We start from the raw sequence: 16,215 nt of genomic DNA on the forward strand, positions 1-16,215 counted from the left end.
CAGGGAGAGGGAATAACGGCTTTAGCGGCCCAGCTCACGCACTAACGAATCGGCGCTAATCTCGCTGATGGATTTAGCGCCGGTCAGCACCATGGCCACGCGCATTTCTTTTTCAATCAGGTCCAGCAGGTTGCTCACACCGGCCTCGCCGGCAGCGGCCAAGGCGTAGATATAGGCGCGGCCGAGCATCACCGTGTCGGCCCCCAGAGCCAGCATGCGCACCACGTCCAAACCGGTGCGGATGCCGGAGTCAGCCAGAATCGCTAACTCACCCTTTACAGCATCGGCAATCGCCGGCAGGGCGCGAGCACTGGACATGACGCCATCAAGCTGGCGGCCACCGTGGTTGGAGACAACGATGCCGTCGGCGCCGAAGCTCACGGCGTCCTTGGCATCCTGCGGGTCGAGGATGCCCTTGATGACCATTGGGCCGTCCCAGAACTCACGAATCCATTCCAAGTCTTTCCAGCTGATCGAGGGGTCGAAGTTGTTGCCCAGCCAGCCGATGTAGTCGGCCAGCCCGGTTGGGTTACCCCGGTAGGTGGAAATATTGCCCAGGTCATGGGGTCTGCCCAGTAGGCCGACATCCACAGCCCAGCGCGGGTGGGTCACCGCTTGCAGCATGCGCCGCAGTGGCGCATTCGGGCCGCTCATACCGGAATGGGCGTCGCGGTAACGCGCACCGGGCACCGGCATGTCCACGGTGAACACCAAGGTGGTGATGCCAGCGGCTTTGGCGCGCTCTAGGGCGTTTTTCATAAAGCCGCGGTCTTTCAGCACATACAGCTGAAACCACATCGGCCGGTCGATGGTCGGCGCGACTTCTTCAATCGGGCACACCGACACGGTGGACAGGGTAAAGGGGATGCCCTTGGCCGCTGCGGCCTTAGCCGCTTGCACCTCACCGCGGCGGGCGTACATACCCGTCAGTCCGACTGGGGCCAGGGCTATCGGCATGCTCAGGGTTTCATTGAACAGCCGGGTTTCCAGGCTTAGTTGCGACATGTTGCGCAGCACGCGCTGGCGCAGGGCGATATCCGCTAAATCGGACACGTTGCGCTTAAGCGTGTGCTCGGCATAGGCGCCGCCATCGATGTAATGAAATAGAAACGGCGGCAGACGGCGTTGGGCGGCGGCGCGGTAGTCGGTGGAGGCAGAAATGATCATGGAGTCACCCAGGTGGAGAAGAAGGGTTGTTACAACGCTCGGGCACGCAGTTTGGCTTGCGCGCCCGAGCGCTTATCAGCCTGCCATCAGCGGGTCGCTAACGCCCAGCACATACACAGCAAACAGGGCTATCAGGCCGGTAAACAGCACGTAGTACAGGGTAGGCCAGATCGTTTTGCGCAGGATGCTGCCTTCACGACCCAGCAGGCCTACGGTCGCTGAGGCGGCGACGACGTTGTGGATCGCCACCATGTTACCGGCCGCCGCACCGATGGCTTGCACTGCGACGATTAGCGCACTGGAGATGCCTAGGCTATTGGCCACGCCAAACTGGAACTGGCTAAACATCATGTTGCTGACGGTGTTCGAACCGGCAATAAATGCGCCCAGCGCACCCACGCTGGGTGCCAGCAGCGGATAGATACCGCCCACGCTATCGGCCACCCAGCGCGCCATCAAGATAGGCATGCTCGACAGTTCAGCCGCGTTGACTCCGGAGTTGATCAGAATGCGCACCATTGGCACGGTAAACAGCAGCACGAAGCCGGCGCTAAGCAGCACGCTGGACGACTCTTTGACGGCGCAGCCCAGCTCACGCAGCTTCATGCCATGCAGGAAGAAGGTGGCGATGACCACGGCCACCAGAATGCCGCCTGGTAGGTACAGCGGCTGGAAGTTAGCGCTAACGCCGGCTTCACCCAGCAGGTCGGGGAAGTTCAGCATCACCGCCTTCAGCGCGGCGCTCACCTCCGGGAAGATTCGGCTGATCACCAGTAATACGCCCACTAGCACGTAGGGCAGCCAGGCACGCAGCGCGCTCATTGGCTTAGCCGTTAGCTGGTCGAGTTTCATCTCCACGGTGCCCAGCCATTCGGCGGGCCATTTGTCTGCTGGGGCAAAATCCCAGGTGGTTTTCGGCAGCAAAAACCCCATGCGCGCGGCGCTGGTAACAATAGCCAGGCCAATCAAACCGCCGCCCAGTGAGGGAAACTCAGGGCCGAGGAACACCCCGGTCAGCGCGTAGGGAATGGTGAAGGCTAAGCCTGCGAAAATCGCGAACGGCAGCACTTCAAAACCGGCTTTCCAGCTTTTCTCGGTGCCGAAGAAGCGGGTCAACATCAGCACCATCACCAGCGGCATCACGGTGCCGACAATGGCGTGAATAATTGCCACTTCACTGGTAATCAACTGCAGAAACTGTGCCCAAGACGAGCCCTGCTCAAGCAGTTGCGCACCGATAGTGGTCGAATCCAAGCCGGTATTAACCCCAACGATAATCGGCGTACCCACCGCACCAAACGACACCGGTGTGCTTTGCACCAGCATGCCCATCAGCACCGCCGCCATGGCCGGAAAGCCGATGGCCACCAGCAGCGGGGCAGCAATTGCAGCGGGGGTGCCGAAGCCGGATGCACCTTCGATAAAGCAGCCGAACAACCAGGCAATGATGATTGCTTGAATGCGCCGATCCGGGCTGATGGTGGCAAAGCCGGCGCGAATAGCGGTAATGCCGCCGGAATGCTTGAGGGTGTTGAGCAGCAAAATTGCGCCGAAGATGATCCACAGCAGGCCAAGAGTAATCAGCAGGCCCTGCACGGTGGAGGCCAGAACACGGTTAACGCTCATGTCCCAAGCGAACAGGCCGACGCCGGCGGTAAGCAGGTACACCAGAGGCATGGCATGTTTGGCCGGCCAGCGCAGGCCAATTAACAATATAGCGGCCAGTAAAATAGGCGAGAAGGCCAGTAGAGCAAGAAGACCAGTCGACATAGCGGTCGCTCCTTATCGCTGCGCAGTGCGCATGGGTGAGTGCGAATACAGCTGCGGATGCAACGCTGCGGCGAGGAGTGGAGTTGGAGTCGGCATGGAGGACCTCATGAGTTCTTAGAATTGTTTTGGCCAATAAATTGGTAATACCAATTTACAAGACTGCGTGGTCAGGGTAGAAGTGCAAGCGCAAGCCTGTCAATTAGCGGCCTTACGACTTTGGTCGTAATGGCCGACGTTGCAGGCGCTTATAGCCGACGGTAGGCTTGCCGGCAGCGGGCTGTAAGGCCCATGCTAAGTGGTCAAACCAATGGAGTACGCGCGATGGAAGTGGGCTCGGTGCGTCAGCGCCGTTTGTCGGACGATATTGTCAGCCAACTGGAAACCATGATTCTCGAAGGCACGCTGAAGATTGGCGAGCGCTTGCCAGCCGAGCGCGTGCTGGCTGAGCAATTTGGTGTGTCGCGGCCATCGCTGCGCGAAGCGCTGCAAAAACTTGCCGCCAAGGGTTTGCTGGTGAGCCGTCATGGCGGGGGTAATTATGTGGCTGAAAACTTGGGTTCGACCTTCAGCGACCCGCTGCTGCATCTGCTGGAAAGCAACCCCGAAGCCCAGCGTGACCTGCTGGAGTTTCGCCACACCTTAGAAGGCTCCTGCGCCTTTTACGCCGCCCAGCGCGCCACCGAATTGGACCGTCAGCGCCTAAGCGATGCGTTCGCTGTGCTGCAAGATTGTTACAGCCGCAGTGGCAAAGTGACCCGCGCCGAAGAGGGTGCCGCTGATGCCAACTTCCACTTAGCGATTGCCGAAGCCAGCCACAACGCCGTGCTGCTGCACACCATTCGCGGGCTGTTTGATCTGCTTAAACGCAATGTGCTGACCAATATCGGCGGCATGTATGCCCAGCGTGATGAAACCCGCGACATGCTGATCGAGCAGCACCGTGGGTTATACCAGGCGATTATTGAAGGCCGCGCCGAAGAGGCTCGCGCGCTCTCCAACCGGCATATCGACTACGTGCAAGAAGTGCTGGCTGACGTGCAGCAACAGGCGCGCCGCGAACAGCGCGCCTTGCGCCGGGGTACAGGGGTAAAACCTTAGCGGTTTCTCGGCAGCCGTACGGCAACCTCTAGGCCGCCCAAGGGTGATTCGCCTAGGCTGATGCTGCCGCGGTGCAGTTCTACCACCCGGCGCACGATGGACAGGCCCAGGCCAGCACCCTGGCCTGTACCAAGCCGGTAAAAGCGTTCGAAGAGTTTTTCCCGCTGCGCCTCGGCCACTCCGGGGCCGCTGTCCTGCACGCGTAGGATGATGGCGTCTGCCTGCGCTTCTAGTTGCACCTGAATGTGTCCGCCATTTGGGGTGTACTGCACGGCATTGCTGACCAGATTTTGCAGCAGGGTGCCCAGGCTTGGGCCATCGGCGAGCAGCTGATAATCCGCCGGCTCAAGCGCCTCTAGGTTGAGCTCTTGCAGCCTATCCAGTGCCAGCGGCGTGAGCTCGGCCAGCTCGTTGCGCACATAGCCGAGCAGGTCAATTTCGTGCATCGCCAACTGCACCACATTCGGGTCTAAACGCGCCATTGTGAGCAGTTGCGCGACCACCCGGGTGGCGCGTTCGACGCCACCGCCCAGTTGGTGCAGCGCCTCGTTGCGGTCCTGCGGGTCGGGGGCGTCTAGGGCGTTTTGCGCATGGATACGCAGCACCGCCAGCGGCGTGCGCAGCTCGTGGGCGGCGTCAGCAATAAAGCGCTTTTCCTGACTCAGCAGCTGATTAACCTGCATCAGCAAACGGTTGAGCGCCGCGCCCATCGGCTCCAGCTCGGTGGGCAAGGGCTCCAGGATCAGCGGCGCGAGGTTATCGGGCGCACGCGATTTAATCAGTTCGGCCATACGCTGCAAGGGTCGTAGCCCCCAACCAATCGCCAGCCACACCAGTAAGGCCAACAGTGGCAGGCCGATCAGATCAGGCAGCAGGCTGCGCAGGGCGATTTTTGTCGCCAGTTCGCCGCGCACATCCTCGCGCTCAGCGATCAGGATTAAGTGTTGGTCCGCGCGGTCATGCAGCATAAACAAGCGCCAGTGATACTCGCCCAGCGTCACGGTGTGATAACCGACTAAATACGCGGCCAAGCTCGACAGCGGTTCTGCGTCGATGTGCAGGTGCGCACCGGTATTGCTCTGATGAAAATCTGCAATCATCTTGGCCAATGCTCCGGTCGGTGCACTCGCCGACTGCAGGAGCATATCGCCTTGTTCATCAAGCACCTGAAACGCCAGTTTGCCTTCATAGGCATGACCTGCACGCAGTGCTTCATCGTCGCTTTTTTGACGATTTTGCAGGGCTTGGTTCAATGCGCCTTGCAGGGTCGTGCGCTCGCTTAGCGACAGGTTACTGCCAACCAAACCCGCCAACAGTCGCGCCGTCTGCGCCAACTGCGCATCGAACAGTTCTTCGATTTCATGCTGGGCATCCCGGTAGCTTTTGTAAGAAATCAGGGTCATCGACAGGCTGAGCAGACCCAGCACAAGGAGTAAGGTACGTGTGCGGATTGAGCGCATCAGGCTTTATCCACCAAATAGCCAACCCCGCGTACGGTGCGGATCAGCTCAGGAAAGAACTTCTTGCGCAGGTGATGCACGTGCACCTCTAAGGCATTGCTCTCCAGCTCTTCATCCCAGCCGTAGAGTGCTTGCTGCAGTTTGTCGCGGGTCATCACCCGGCCGGGTTGGGCGAGCAGTTCGTGCAGTAGAAGGAATTCTTTGCGTGGCAGGTTGATGGCCTGCCCCAGGTAGCTGACTGACTGGCTGACCGGGTCTAGGCTGATGCCGCGGTATTCCAGCGCCGGTTGTGGGCGGTTGAAGCTGCGCCGCAGCAGGGCGCGCATGCGGGCCTTGAGTTCGGCGACATCGAAGGGTTTGACCAGGTAATCATCAGCGCCGGCATCCAGCCCGGCGATGCGGTCGCTGGTGGAGTCGCGGGCGGTCAGTACCAGTACCGGCACCGGGTTGGCGGCGGCGCGCAGGTGCTTGAGCACTTGCAATCCGTCCATGCGTGGTAGGCCAAGGTCGAGGATGGCCAGCTCGAAACTCTCGCTGGTCAGCGCATGCAGTGCACTGCTGCCATCCTGCACCCAGTCGACGGTATACCCCTCGGGCTTAAGGGCGGTGCGAATCCCTTCGCCAAGGGCTTTGTCATCTTCGACCAGCAGAATACGCATGAAGGTGTTCCTGATTTTTATAAGTAGGGTTATGGCTAAGGGGCAGGCATTCATAGGGTGGGTTGCGCGCGCGGTCACGATTTATCGACTCATGAGTCGTCAGTTGCGCCGTAACCCACCAGGTTTATAAGAGGTTGGCCGATTATCGCGTGGTGGGTTACGTGGCACACATTGCGCAGCTGCTTTGACACTCCGCCTGTGCGCCACTAACCCACCCTACAACAGCCGCCTGCGCCTGCAGACATCCCCGATTTTTCTATTCAAGCTCGTATGTGGGAGCTTACTCCAGTTCGGCGTTGACCTTGCTCAGCAGCGCTTGAATATCCTGTTTGCGCCCCGCGTCGGCGGACAGACGATCAGGCCGTGCGGGGGCTTGCAGGGCTTTTTCCAAGGCCGCTTTGGCTTCGGCATAGCGCTTGGCGCGGGCCAGATAGTCGGCATAGAAGTAGTTGGGGTCGATGCCGTCCGGGTTGATGGCCAAAGCCTGCTTGAGCATGGCTTCGGCTTTTTCATCATCACCAAAACCCACCGGCCAGCCGGGCACTTGGTAGTACAGGCTGCCGAGGCTGGTGTAGGCCGAACCGGACAGTGCTTTCGGGTCCAGTGCCAGGCCTTGCTCTAGGCTGGCTTTGGCCTCCTTGACCAAGCCGAGTGCGCCCAGGCCGCCCTTGGCACCTGCGTAGGTGCTGAGGATGATGCCGTTCCAGATATGCAACTCAGCGGCGTTCGGTTCGGCGATGACGGCTTTTTGCGCGTGTTCGCTGAGGCTGGCAAAGGCTTTTTCGCGCTGCTCTTTAGGCACCTGATAATTGATCTCGGCCCAGCGGTCTTGCAGGCTTTGCAGTTGCGTCTGGCCTTGTTCGCTTAACGCGAAGGCGGGCAGGCTGGCGAAGCAGAGCAGGGCGCAGGCGGCGTTACGGATAGGGTTCATACAGGCTCCTTAGGGTTTGCTGCGGGCAAAACGCTGAATAATCGGTAGTTGCTTGCGCAGGGCCTGGTCGACCACTCGCGGCAGCAAGCTATTGAGGCGTACGAAGAGTTTTTCCGGCCAGCCGAGGTAGCGTTCTTCTTCCTCGCGGCGGATGGCGGCCAGCAGTTGCAGGGCCACGCTGTGTGGTTCGTCCATGGCGACCTTCAGCTCATCATTCATGGCCACCACGTTGGCGGCGTTCATGCTGGTTTGCGTCGCGCGCGGGGCGAAGTAGAGAACCTTCACCTGAGTGTCCGCCAGCTCACGGCGTAGCGCTTCGGAGAAGCCGCGCAGGGCGAACTTGCTGGCGCAATACGCGCTAAAGCCGGGGTAACCGATGGAGCCAAATGTCGAGCCGAGATTAACCACCAGCGCACGGCCCTGCTGGCGCAGCATGGGCAGCAGGCGGTGGGTCAGTTGCAGCGTGGCGGTGACGTTGAGGCCGATCAGATCAGCGATGGCCGTTTCATCATGCTGCTCGAGCAAGCCGAAGTGATTGACCCCGGCGGCGTTGATCAGCGTGTTGATGCCGCCGAAGCGCTGCGCGGCAGCAACCACGACTTCACGGCCGCTGCGCTCGCGGATATCGGCCTGTACCACTTGGACCTTGCTTGTGTGCGCATTGGCCAGCATCTGTAAGGCGTCGGTTTGGCGGCCGACTAGTAGCAGTTGCGCGCCTTCTTCCAGCAAGGCTGCGACTAGCGCCTGGCCGATCCCGCCGCTGGCGCCGGTAATTACGGCACGGCATTCATTGAGTTTCATCGAAGTTCCTAGGCGCTTAACGGCAAGCTGCGGAATACGTCGCCATAGAGGCGGTAAACCACTTTGGCGGTGTGGACCACGGCAGCTTTATCGTCATCGTTGTCCAGCTGATTCATCAGCTTTTTAAAGAACTCGATGTGCTCCAAGTCGAGGCTGCCGTGGGAGCTGAGGTAGCTGAAGGCTTTGTTCGGTAATTGCAGTTTGTCCTGAATTACCCCCGCCACTTGGGTGGCCAGGGCGATGCTGGTGCCTTCCAGTACGTTGACCATGCCGAAGAAGCTCACCGGGTTGTGCCGGGCGATGCGGTCATAGACGTAACTGACCATCAATTCGGTCGACATATGCGGCAGGCCATTGCGCACGGCTTCCTTGTCCGCACCGCAAGCGGCGATGTCATTGAGGACCCATTCCTGGTGGCCTTTTTCTTCGTCGATGTATTCGGCAATGGCCTCGCGCAGCCATTCCAGCCTTTCCGGCAGGCGACCGCCGCAGGTCATCAGCAAAGGCACGGTGTGTTTGACGTGGTGGTAGGCCTCGGTGAGAAAAGCGATGTAGCTGTTCAGGCTGACGGTGCCGGCCATGGCCTGGGCAATGATCGGCGCGCCGAGCAGGTAATTGCGTTCAGCGCTGGTTTGTTCGAGCAAGGATTCATAGAAGCTCATCAAGCATCTCCATAGCAGGTTTGGTCGGCCATCAACTGTTCGATGGCGTTCTGGTAGTGGGCGAATAAAGCGTTGCGGCGCAGGCGACCATTGCTGGTGGCCAGCTCGTTGCGGCTGCTGAAAGGGTGCTCGGCGCGCAGCCAGTGGTGCACGCGGGCGTAGTCAGGCAGTGATTGGTTGGCGGTAGCCACGGCTTCAGCCAGCTGGCTGTCGCTGGTCGTCTCGAAGCGCGGCACCAGTACGGCGACGTTGCCGGGCAGGGCTTCGCCGTGCAGCCAGGCTTGGGCAATGGGCAGTTGTTGCACCAGCTCGGCCTCGACCCACTCTGGGTTGACGTTGCGGCCGAAGGCGGTAATGAACTGGTGTTTCTTGCGCCCGTGCAGCACCAGAAAAGGCCCCTCGAAATGACCGAGGTCACCGGTGCCTAGCCATTCTTCATCGCTTACAGGTTCACCCAGATAACCCAGCAGACGCGGGCCTTTGACTTGCACTTCCTGGTCGGCACCGAGACGAACCTGCAAGTGTGGCAAGGGTTGGCCAACGGTGCCGATACGGCGCTGCTCAGGGGTGTTCAGGCACACCACCGACGCACACTCCGACAGGCCATAGCCCTCGAAGATCGGCAGGCCCAGGGCGTCGGCACGTTGCAGCAGCTGGCTGGACACACGGCCGCCACCGACCGCAATAAAGCGCAGCGAGTCCGGGACAGGCAGGCCGCGTTCGGCGGCGCTGACCAGCGCCAATAGCAGTTGCGGCAGCAGGATCAGGCTGTTGGGTTGCGCCTGGGCCAGCGCCGTCAGAAAGCGCGGCAGGTCAAATTGGCTGGCACCCAGCAGGCCGACTTGCGTCATGGGCATCAACTCGATCTGCGCGCCGGCCAGCAGGGGGGCGTAAATGCCGGCGATATTTTCCAGCAGCGTGGCCAGCGGCAGTACGCACAGGTGGCGCTCAACCTGACAGCTGGCGCTGGCCTGCACCAGGCTGTGGGCCACGGCCAGTTGGGTCGCCACATCTAGGCACACGCCTTTGGGCTGACCGGTGGTGCCAGAGGTGTACGTGATCTTGCAAGTGCCGACGGGTAATTCGCTGATCACAGCGCGCGGCCGTTGCAGCACAACGGCTGCGCTCGCTGCTGCACTCGCACTGAAACCCAGCGCGCTGTACAGCGTATTTTCCGGGCCGATCAGGCAGTCGATGCCGGCACTGTCGAGCACATGCACCTGCTGGCTGCTGGAAAAGAACCCCGGTACGGGCACGCAGACCAGCCCGGCATGCAGGGTTGCCAAGTCCCAGAGTACCCAGTCAATACCGTTATCCAGCGCCAGCGCTATGCGTCGGGCGCCGAGTTGTTGCAGGTGTTGGCTGCGGACGTCGACCTCGGCCAATAACTGGGCATAACTCAGGCTTCGGCTGCCTTCACGTAAGGCGATGGCGTCACCGAGAGCGGCCAGGTGCTCGAAAAACGCTTTAGCGGCAGGCCACATCAGGCATGTCCTCCAAAGCATAAAAGGCTTGGTGGGCCAGGCGTGGGTAGGCGCCCAGCTGCAACAGGCGCTGGTGCCCGGCATAGATGTCACCGGCCATCACCTGGGGCTGGTTGTCGTAATAGGTGCCCCAGTCGGCCTGCTCATCGCCCATACAATTGGCGCTGGCTGCGCCCAGGGCTAATGGTGTTAGCCCCAAGCGCTGGAAACTGTTGAGCAGCGCGAGGGTGCCGGTGAAGGTCACCCAGCGGTAACCCAACGCCACCAGCAGGTCGGTTAGTGCAACGATCAGTAGCCGCGCTGCGCCCGGGCTGCCAGCAGCGAGGTTGCCAACCTCTATCAGTTGTGTCCGCTGCGGTGCATTCGTCACACGCTGGGCGGCAATCACCTGTTCCGCCGGCTGCTGCAGGTAGCGCTCGAGAAACAACGGGCCGTTACCGGCGCCGCGTAAACCCACCGCGCCGAGCAGTTGTCCGCTGCTGTCTTCCAAGCTCAGCAGGCAGGGCATGAAGTGGCGGATATGGGCCTGATGCTGGGCCGCGAAGCGCTCGCCGATAAAGGCTTCAATGCCTGCCCGGCGTGGGCTTGCGCTGTTGGCCAGGTAGAGACTGAGTGGTTGCTCACGGCCGATCTGTGCAAGTGCAGTATTTTGATACACCCAAGGCAGCTCCATAAACGGAACCTCATCTGAGAACGTGGGTGTGAGTCTCTGCCTGCAGTCTTAACGCTAAATTAAGTCACAAAAATTTTGTCGCATTGGCCTTCGCAGGCATTTCATTGCTTGCGCTGCAGCCGCAACAGCCCATAGCCTGCTGAAGCAAGCTTGATTTGCCCTGACCTTAAAACGCCAAAACGCTCGGAGATAGTGATGACTTCTAAGAATACTGAGCAACAACTGGCGGCCCGTCTGGCCATTCTGGAAAACCCGGAAGCGCAGGAATGCACGGTCTATCGCGCCGATGATCAGGACCCGGAGGCTGAAGAAGTCGATCTGGGTGATGCCAAGGTGCTGTTCTGCGGCCCATTTGAAGCGCCGACTGATTGGGATGCAGCAGAGCGTGAAGATTATTTTGGCGACAGCGCGCCTGAGCTGTTCGTCAACGCGCGCATCGAATCTGAAGCCAAACCCGGTTCCAAGAGCCATTTCACCGTTGATATTGGTGACTATGTAGCCGCCCAGCCCGGTGAAGGTGAGGTGGTGATGTTCTACGTGCATGACTACTTAGAAGACGATAGCGGCTGCACCTTTGTGCTGCTGCGTGATGAAGAAGTGCTGGAGTAGCAACGTCACAACGCTGGGCGTTCTTATCAAGCCCAGCGCCCTTCTTAAATGGCCGTCCATCTGCCATCTGCCTTGTAGTACCGGGTTATTACCCGCAATTGCCCAATCGGGATAACACTCTGTGCTCCTCAACTGTTACAGGGAGCACGCACATGGCTGCGAAAAAAATTCTGATGCTGGTCGGCGATTACGTCGAAGACTATGAAGTGATGGTGCCGTTTCAAGCGCTGCTGATGGTCGGTCACCAGGTGCATGCGGTGTGCCCGGACAAGACCGCTGGGCAGAGCGTGCGCACGGCCATCCACGATTTTGAAGGCGAGCAAACCTACAGCGAAAAGCCGGGGCATAACTTCGTGCTGAATTTTGATTTCGCTCAGGTTAAAGCGGGTGACTATGACGCGTTGGTAGTTCCGGGTGGCCGTGCCCCGGAGTACTTGCGCTTAAATCCTCAGGTTGTGGCGCTGGTGCAGGCATTCGATAAGGCCGGTAAGCCGATTGCAGCGGTTTGCCACGGCGCTCAGTTGCTCGTAGCGGCCGGTATTTTAAAAGGGCGCGAATGCAGTGCCTATCCAGCTTGTGGCCCGGACGTGACAATGGCCGGTGGACAGTACATCGACATCGCCGTAGATCAGGCCCACGTCCAAGGTAACCTGGTCACCGCGCCGGCCTGGCCGGCGCACCCGAACTGGCTGGCGGCGTTTCTTGGCCTGCTCGGTACGCAGATCACGCTATAAACGTCTGTTAACGTAGCCCGGATGCAATCCGGGATGCTTGTATATATGAGCCCCCCCGGATTGCATCCGGGCTACGCCTATCATCGGGGCTGCTGGCAGGCCCAACCATTGAGGAGCCGCCATGTGTGAGCTTTACGTTAAAGCCGACCCGATTCTCTACGAGTCCCGCGCCCGTTCACTGCGCATTCGTGGCGTGGTCACCACCCTGCGTCTGGAAAACCAGTTCTGGGACATCCTGCGCGAGATCGCCGAAGTCGATGGCATGACCACCAATCAGCTGATCAGCAAACTGTACGACGAGGTGATGGACTATCGCGGCGAAGTGGTGAATTTCGCCTCGTTCCTGCGCGTCAGCTGCACTCGCTACCTCAGTCAGCGCCGTGCGCCAGCCGAATTAGCCTTGGTGCGTTCTATCAGCCAGTAAGGCGTTTAGTGCGGCGCGGTGATGGCGATGCGTAACGCGGGATCACCCAGCGGGTGGCTGAGGGCATCGAAGAAGCGCAATTGCACGTCTTGGCCTGCGAATAAGCCGGCGTAGTGCTGTTTCTGTTGCTGGATAAACAAGGGGTTGTGCGGGTAGATCGAGATGGCCAGGGTCTTCAACCCGGCCTGCTGTAATGCCTGCACGAGGTGTTGGTCTTGCGCCGCCAAGTTGTGGCCGAAGACGCACAGGGCTTCTTTGGGCTGCGCCAACTGGCTGTAGCAAAAACTCAGGTAATCCGAGCTGCGAATGGCCTTGAGTTTGTCGGCGCTGCTGCCTTCGTTGACGAACAGCGGGATATCGCCCAACTGGTTGATGGCGAAACTGGCCAGCAGGGTGCTTTCCGATGAATTGAGCATGCGCGTACTGCCATCGGTATTTTTCACCAGGTGCATGCCGCCATGCAGGTAGAGCATGCGTGTGGCGGTGCCTTGGCGCGCATTGTTGCCCAAGTCAAAGGTTGAATCTGGGCCGCGGAACAGTGCTTCAAAGGCCTGCGGCGTCTGCATCACCGCCCAGTAATTGAGCAGGTCATAATTGCTGGAATACACCGTTTTAAACTGGCTGAGTGCGCTGTTGATGCGTGTCAGGCTGGATGCCTGCATCTGGCTCCAAGGAATATGCACCGAGCGTATGGCGTGGATCAGCGCTTCTTTAACCGCGAAGTAGCGATGGCGCGGCGAGGAGGAGTTGATGGTCAGCGCAGCATTAACCCGAATGCTGTTCTTCAGCGCACTGAGCACCTGCTCAAAGTTGCTGGTGTCCAGCGCCCGGAACACGCTCAGCTCGGTGGGGCTGAGCGGACGGTTCTGGGTGGTTTGTGCCTCTTCAAACAGCGAGAAGTAAGCAAACTTGCGCCATACCGCGAGGCTTGCGCCATTACCGATCAGCAGCTCGGTGCAGCCGATGCTTCTGTTTACAGCGGTCCAGTCTTCCAATTCGCCAGTAAATGCCGGGATTTGCATAATCGCTATTCGTCGCCTTGGGCCAGGGGTGTGCAGGGCGCGACTTTAGCACGGGCGGCTCTGACTGCTGCGCGGGCAACCCGGCACACTCTAGGTCGCGCCACTGGGACACAAGACCTGAGTGTTTTGCCAGTTTAAGCGTTTGGCTATTATGGTGATGGGCATAAGTGACTGAGCCTGCACGGCAGCGGTCTGGTAACAATAGCCCTGCAGCGCCGTTGCAGGCCGGCCTTCGGTGGACAAGAGAGAACCATGAACAACGAATTAGTGATTGAAGATATTCAACTGGGCGACGGTAAAGAAGTGGTCAAAGGTGCGCTGATCACCACCCAATACAATGGCTACTTAGAAGATGGCAGCAAGTTCGACTCATCCTATGACCGCGGCAAAGCCTTCCAGTGTGTGATCGGCAGCGGCCGAGTGATCAAGGGCTGGGATATCGGCATGCTGGGCATGAAGGTCGGCGGTAAGCGCAAATTGTTTGTGCCTGCGCACCTAGGCTACGGTGAGCGAGAGTTTGGCGCGCACATCAAACCTAACTCCAATCTGGTTTTTGAAGTCGAGCTGCTGGAAGTGCTGACCCGCGATGAATGATGGCTGTTTTGAGCAGCGGCAACCGCGCAAAAGGTTCAAGCTACGTTGGCATTGCCAGCAAAGCCGATGCGCCGATGCGCTCAATGAGTGCATAACTGCCCGTAAAGTATTTACCTAAGCCTACGCCTCGGTAGATCATCCACGTACCGTTGCCCATGCAACTGTCAACACGACGGCCATATTCCCTACCATGCCATTGATTACCCACGATATCGGGCTTTGCGCTGCGCAGTTGCGCGATGGCCATTTAGTCGCCATGCCCACCGAGACGGTATACGGCCTTGCGGCTGATGCGCGGCAGGAAAGCGCGGTGCGCCAAGTCTTCGCGCTAAAAGGACGGCCCAGCAGCAACCCGCTGATTGTTCATCTGCATGCTGCCGATCAAGCGAGCCAGTGGGCCGCTGATATTACCCCGCAGGCTCAGCGTTTAATCGCCGCCTTTTGGCCGGGCCCTTTGACGTTGGTGCTACCGGCTCGTGATGACGTGCTGCGGTGCGTCACCGCCGGGCAAAACAGTGTGGCCCTGCGCGTACCCGCGCATCCAATGGCGCTGGCGTTATTGCGCGCGTTTGCTGGCGGGTTGGTAGCGCCTTCAGCCAACCGTTACATGTCAATCAGCCCTACCAGCGCTGAGCATGTGGCCAAACAATTTGCCGACAGTGAGCTGACCATTCTCGATGGTGGCCCCTGCCAGGTGGGCTTGGAGTCGAGCATTGTTAGCCTCTTGCCGGGTGACAGCCCGCGCTTATTACGTCGCGGCATGCTCGGTCGACTGCGTTTGCAGGAGGCCCTTGGCGAAGCGCTTGAAGAGAGTGCTGGCAATGTACGCGCCCCCGGCCAACATCAACGCCACTATGCGCCCACCACCCCCGCGCAGGCTTTTGTGCAGGCGCCCGCTGGCGCTTTAAATAGCCAGGCGCATGGCTGGATTTGGTGCGGCAGCGCTCACCCCAGCCAAGGCCCTTCGATCAATTTAGGTGCGGACCCCGAGCAGTACGCGGCAGGGTTTTATGCGGCGCTTTACCAGCTTGATGCCCAAGGGTTACTGCGCATTTATATCCAAGTGCCACCGCACCAGGAAGCGTGGGCGGCTGTTCATGACCGCCTGATGCGCGCCTGCCATTCCCTCACCTGAGCTGGGTTATTGCGGCAACCGGGGCACTGCCTGCCCGCATATTTTGACTGTAGAAAAGACTGACCCGATTCAACCCCATAGCCCGCTCAGGGAGCCTGCCTGATGACCACTGAGAGTGCCGACCGCGATGTTCAACGTATGCCATTGCCAGACGGCCGTGTGGCCTTTCTTACCTGCCATGACAAAACCCGCTTGGTCAGTGAACCGCTGGCTGCATTGGGCTTTGTCGTGGAGCCACTTACGACCTACAACACCGACCACTTTGGGACCTTTAGCCGAGAGGTGGGCCGGACGGGCAGCGCTGAGGACACGGTGCTGGCCAAGGCTAAGCTCGCCGCAGATTTAGCCAGCAGCCGCTATGGCTTGGGCAGCGAGGGCAGTTTTGGCCGCGACCCGCACATTGGCTGGATGCCCTGGGATTACGAGTTGCTCTGCCTGTGGGATACCGAGCGCCAGTATGCGGTGTTCGCACTGGCAAGCTCTGGGGCGACCAACTATGCCCAAGGTGAGGTCGACAGTATGCAGGCAGCGGTCCTTTTTATGGATAAAGCGCAGTTCCCTGAGCATGCACTGATCCTTGGCCATCCCGGCGAGCCGTGGTTTCGCAAGGGTATCCGTGAGCGCGATGCGTTAATCGAGCAACTGCAGGCGCTGCTGCCCCAAGAGCTGCGAATTTGGCTGGAAACCGACATGCGCGCCCACTTCAACCCGCTGCGTCAGGCGGTCATCCGTGAAGCTGCAGTGGTGCTCGCACAGCGTTTGTCTAGCCATTGCCCGCAGTGTCAGGCGCTGGGGTTTGCGTTTGCCCGCAGCGAGCCGGGGCTGCTCTGCGTGGACTGCGAAAGCAGCACGCCGCTGGCCGCTGTGCATATCTGGCAATGCCCAGCCTGCGTTTACAGTGAGCGCCGCCCCGTCGCCGGCAACGCCCCGGCGGCGCACTGTGGCTATTGCAACCCATAACCGCCTGCATGCACAGCAACCCGCCGCTCAGC

General features: G+C 59.8%; 17 protein-coding genes. 7 read left to right on the top strand and 10 right to left on the bottom strand.

Annotated elements, in window-relative coordinates; translation table 11 throughout:
* Window positions 1-21: 21 nt before the first annotated feature.
* Together lldD and WF513_RS03830 are read right to left on the bottom strand one after the other, a co-directional pair.
* Window positions 22-1,167 (bottom strand): FMN-dependent L-lactate dehydrogenase LldD, encoded by a 1,146-nt coding sequence (gene lldD, locus WF513_RS03825; RefSeq protein WP_339081610.1) that lies wholly within the window; start codon window positions 1,165-1,167, stop codon window positions 22-24.
* A gap of 75 nt (window positions 1,168-1,242) precedes the next feature.
* Window positions 1,243-2,937 carry an L-lactate permease gene (locus tag WF513_RS03830; RefSeq protein WP_339081612.1) on the bottom strand — a complete coding sequence of 565 codons (1,695 nt, stop codon included), beginning with the start codon at window positions 2,935-2,937 and terminating at the stop codon, window positions 1,243-1,245.
* Window positions 2,938-3,258: 321 nt separating this feature from the next.
* Here WF513_RS03830 and WF513_RS03835 point away from each other — a divergent pair, with 321 nt between their 5' ends.
* A complete protein-coding gene (locus tag WF513_RS03835) occupies window positions 3,259-4,035 on the top strand; it encodes an FCD domain-containing protein (protein ID WP_339083402.1) in 777 nt (258 codons plus the stop codon).
* Here the strand turns inward: WF513_RS03835 and WF513_RS03840 are convergent.
* The 7 genes from WF513_RS03840 to WF513_RS03870 form a co-directional block, all read right to left on the bottom strand.
* Complete coding sequence (locus WF513_RS03840) at window positions 4,032-5,495, bottom strand: ATP-binding protein (protein ID WP_339081614.1); 1,464 nt, start codon at window positions 5,493-5,495, stop codon at window positions 4,032-4,034. The two genes, WF513_RS03835 and WF513_RS03840, sit on opposite strands and share 4 nt — an antisense overlap.
* Window positions 5,495-6,154 carry a response regulator transcription factor gene (locus tag WF513_RS03845; RefSeq protein ID WP_339081616.1) on the bottom strand — a complete coding sequence of 220 codons (660 nt, stop codon included), beginning with the start codon at window positions 6,152-6,154 and terminating at the stop codon, window positions 5,495-5,497. Before WF513_RS03845 ends, WF513_RS03840 begins: the two co-directional genes overlap by 1 nt.
* A 280-nt stretch (window positions 6,155-6,434) precedes the next feature.
* Window positions 6,435-7,085, bottom strand: a complete 651-nt coding sequence (locus WF513_RS03850) for a hypothetical protein (RefSeq protein ID WP_339081618.1) — start codon at window positions 7,083-7,085, stop codon at window positions 6,435-6,437.
* A gap of 9 nt (window positions 7,086-7,094) precedes the next feature.
* On the bottom strand, window positions 7,095-7,886 hold the full coding sequence (locus WF513_RS03855; RefSeq protein ID WP_339081620.1) for an SDR family oxidoreductase: 792 nt from the start codon (window positions 7,884-7,886) through the stop codon (window positions 7,095-7,097).
* Between the two features lie 8 nt (window positions 7,887-7,894).
* Window positions 7,895-8,548: an iron-containing redox enzyme family protein gene (locus tag WF513_RS03860; RefSeq protein WP_339081622.1), complete on the bottom strand. Its 654-nt coding sequence runs from the start codon at window positions 8,546-8,548 to the stop codon at window positions 7,895-7,897.
* Window positions 8,548-10,032: an AMP-binding protein gene (locus WF513_RS03865; RefSeq protein WP_339081624.1), complete on the bottom strand. Its 1,485-nt coding sequence runs from the start codon at window positions 10,030-10,032 to the stop codon at window positions 8,548-8,550. Before WF513_RS03865 ends, WF513_RS03860 begins: the two co-directional genes overlap by 1 nt.
* Complete coding sequence (locus WF513_RS03870; protein WP_339081626.1) at window positions 10,016-10,705, bottom strand: thermostable hemolysin; 690 nt, start codon at window positions 10,703-10,705, stop codon at window positions 10,016-10,018. The genes WF513_RS03865 and WF513_RS03870 overlap by 17 nt, the downstream gene beginning before the upstream one ends.
* Before the next feature lie 195 nt (window positions 10,706-10,900).
* Between WF513_RS03870 and WF513_RS03875 the strand changes: the two genes are divergently transcribed.
* The 3 genes from WF513_RS03875 to WF513_RS03885 all read left to right on the top strand — a co-directional run bounded on the left by WF513_RS03875 (window position 10,901) and on the right by WF513_RS03885 (window position 12,472).
* Window positions 10,901-11,314, top strand: coding sequence for a hypothetical protein (locus WF513_RS03875; RefSeq protein ID WP_339081628.1), 414 nt, complete (start codon window positions 10,901-10,903; stop codon window positions 11,312-11,314).
* Between the two features lie 152 nt (window positions 11,315-11,466).
* Entirely contained in the window at window positions 11,467-12,048 is a 582-nt protein-coding gene (locus WF513_RS03880) for a DJ-1/PfpI family protein (protein WP_339081630.1), read from the top strand.
* 121 nt (window positions 12,049-12,169) lie between these two features.
* Entirely contained in the window at window positions 12,170-12,472 is a 303-nt protein-coding gene (locus WF513_RS03885) for a ribbon-helix-helix domain-containing protein (protein ID WP_339081632.1), read from the top strand.
* Between the two features lie 5 nt (window positions 12,473-12,477).
* Here the strand turns inward: WF513_RS03885 and WF513_RS03890 are convergent, their stop codons facing one another.
* Window positions 12,478-13,494, bottom strand: coding sequence for a DUF4917 family protein (locus tag WF513_RS03890; protein WP_339081634.1), 1,017 nt, complete (start codon window positions 13,492-13,494; stop codon window positions 12,478-12,480).
* A gap of 252 nt (window positions 13,495-13,746) precedes the next feature.
* Here WF513_RS03890 and WF513_RS03895 point away from each other — a divergent pair, with 252 nt between their 5' ends.
* The 3 genes from WF513_RS03895 to WF513_RS03905 all read left to right on the top strand — a co-directional run bounded on the left by WF513_RS03895 (window position 13,747) and on the right by WF513_RS03905 (window position 16,183).
* The gene (locus WF513_RS03895) at window positions 13,747-14,088 is read left to right on the top strand and encodes an FKBP-type peptidyl-prolyl cis-trans isomerase (RefSeq protein WP_339081636.1); all 342 of its coding nucleotides are present in this window, start codon (window positions 13,747-13,749) and stop codon (window positions 14,086-14,088) included.
* Window positions 14,089-14,278: 190 nt separating this feature from the next.
* Window positions 14,279-15,223, top strand: a complete 945-nt coding sequence (locus tag WF513_RS03900; protein WP_339081638.1) for an L-threonylcarbamoyladenylate synthase — start codon at window positions 14,279-14,281, stop codon at window positions 15,221-15,223.
* A 102-nt stretch (window positions 15,224-15,325) separates the two neighbouring features.
* A complete protein-coding gene (locus WF513_RS03905) occupies window positions 15,326-16,183 on the top strand; it encodes a DUF6671 family protein (RefSeq protein ID WP_339081639.1) in 858 nt (285 codons plus the stop codon).
* Window positions 16,184-16,215 lie beyond the last annotated feature (32 nt).

Source organism: Pseudomonas sp. TMP9, assembly GCF_037943105.1.
Classification (GTDB): Bacteria; Pseudomonadota; Gammaproteobacteria; order Pseudomonadales; family Pseudomonadaceae; genus Aquipseudomonas.

Bases quoted from the DNA above. Each gene is read 5' to 3' on its own strand.
- WF513_RS03900 (WP_339081638.1), top strand. From the start codon at position 14,279: ATGCCATTGATTACCCACGATATCGGGCTTTGCGCTGCGCAGTTGCGC.
- WF513_RS03885 (WP_339081632.1), top strand. From the start codon at position 12,170: ATGTGTGAGCTTTACGTTAAAGCCGACCCGATTCTCTACGAGTCCCGC.
- lldD (WP_339081610.1), bottom strand. From the start codon at position 1,167: ATGATCATTTCTGCCTCCACCGACTACCGCGCCGCCGCCCAACGCCGT.
- WF513_RS03855 (WP_339081620.1), bottom strand. From the start codon at position 7,886: ATGAAACTCAATGAATGCCGTGCCGTAATTACCGGCGCCAGCGGCGGG.
- WF513_RS03895 (WP_339081636.1), top strand. From the start codon at position 13,747: ATGAACAACGAATTAGTGATTGAAGATATTCAACTGGGCGACGGTAAA.
- WF513_RS03875 (WP_339081628.1), top strand. From the start codon at position 10,901: ATGACTTCTAAGAATACTGAGCAACAACTGGCGGCCCGTCTGGCCATT.
- WF513_RS03850 (WP_339081618.1), bottom strand. From the start codon at position 7,085: ATGAACCCTATCCGTAACGCCGCCTGCGCCCTGCTCTGCTTCGCCAGC.
- WF513_RS03905 (WP_339081639.1), top strand. From the start codon at position 15,326: ATGACCACTGAGAGTGCCGACCGCGATGTTCAACGTATGCCATTGCCA.
- WF513_RS03890 (WP_339081634.1), bottom strand. From the start codon at position 13,494: ATGCAAATCCCGGCATTTACTGGCGAATTGGAAGACTGGACCGCTGTA.
- WF513_RS03830 (WP_339081612.1), bottom strand. From the start codon at position 2,937: ATGTCGACTGGTCTTCTTGCTCTACTGGCCTTCTCGCCTATTTTACTG.
- WF513_RS03835 (WP_339083402.1), top strand. From the start codon at position 3,259: ATGGAAGTGGGCTCGGTGCGTCAGCGCCGTTTGTCGGACGATATTGTC.
- WF513_RS03860 (WP_339081622.1), bottom strand. From the start codon at position 8,548: ATGAGCTTCTATGAATCCTTGCTCGAACAAACCAGCGCTGAACGCAAT.
- WF513_RS03870 (WP_339081626.1), bottom strand. From the start codon at position 10,705: ATGGAGCTGCCTTGGGTGTATCAAAATACTGCACTTGCACAGATCGGC.
- WF513_RS03840 (WP_339081614.1), bottom strand. From the start codon at position 5,495: ATGCGCTCAATCCGCACACGTACCTTACTCCTTGTGCTGGGTCTGCTC.
- WF513_RS03865 (WP_339081624.1), bottom strand. From the start codon at position 10,032: ATGTGGCCTGCCGCTAAAGCGTTTTTCGAGCACCTGGCCGCTCTCGGT.
- WF513_RS03880 (WP_339081630.1), top strand. From the start codon at position 11,467: ATGGCTGCGAAAAAAATTCTGATGCTGGTCGGCGATTACGTCGAAGAC.
- WF513_RS03845 (WP_339081616.1), bottom strand. From the start codon at position 6,154: ATGCGTATTCTGCTGGTCGAAGATGACAAAGCCCTTGGCGAAGGGATT.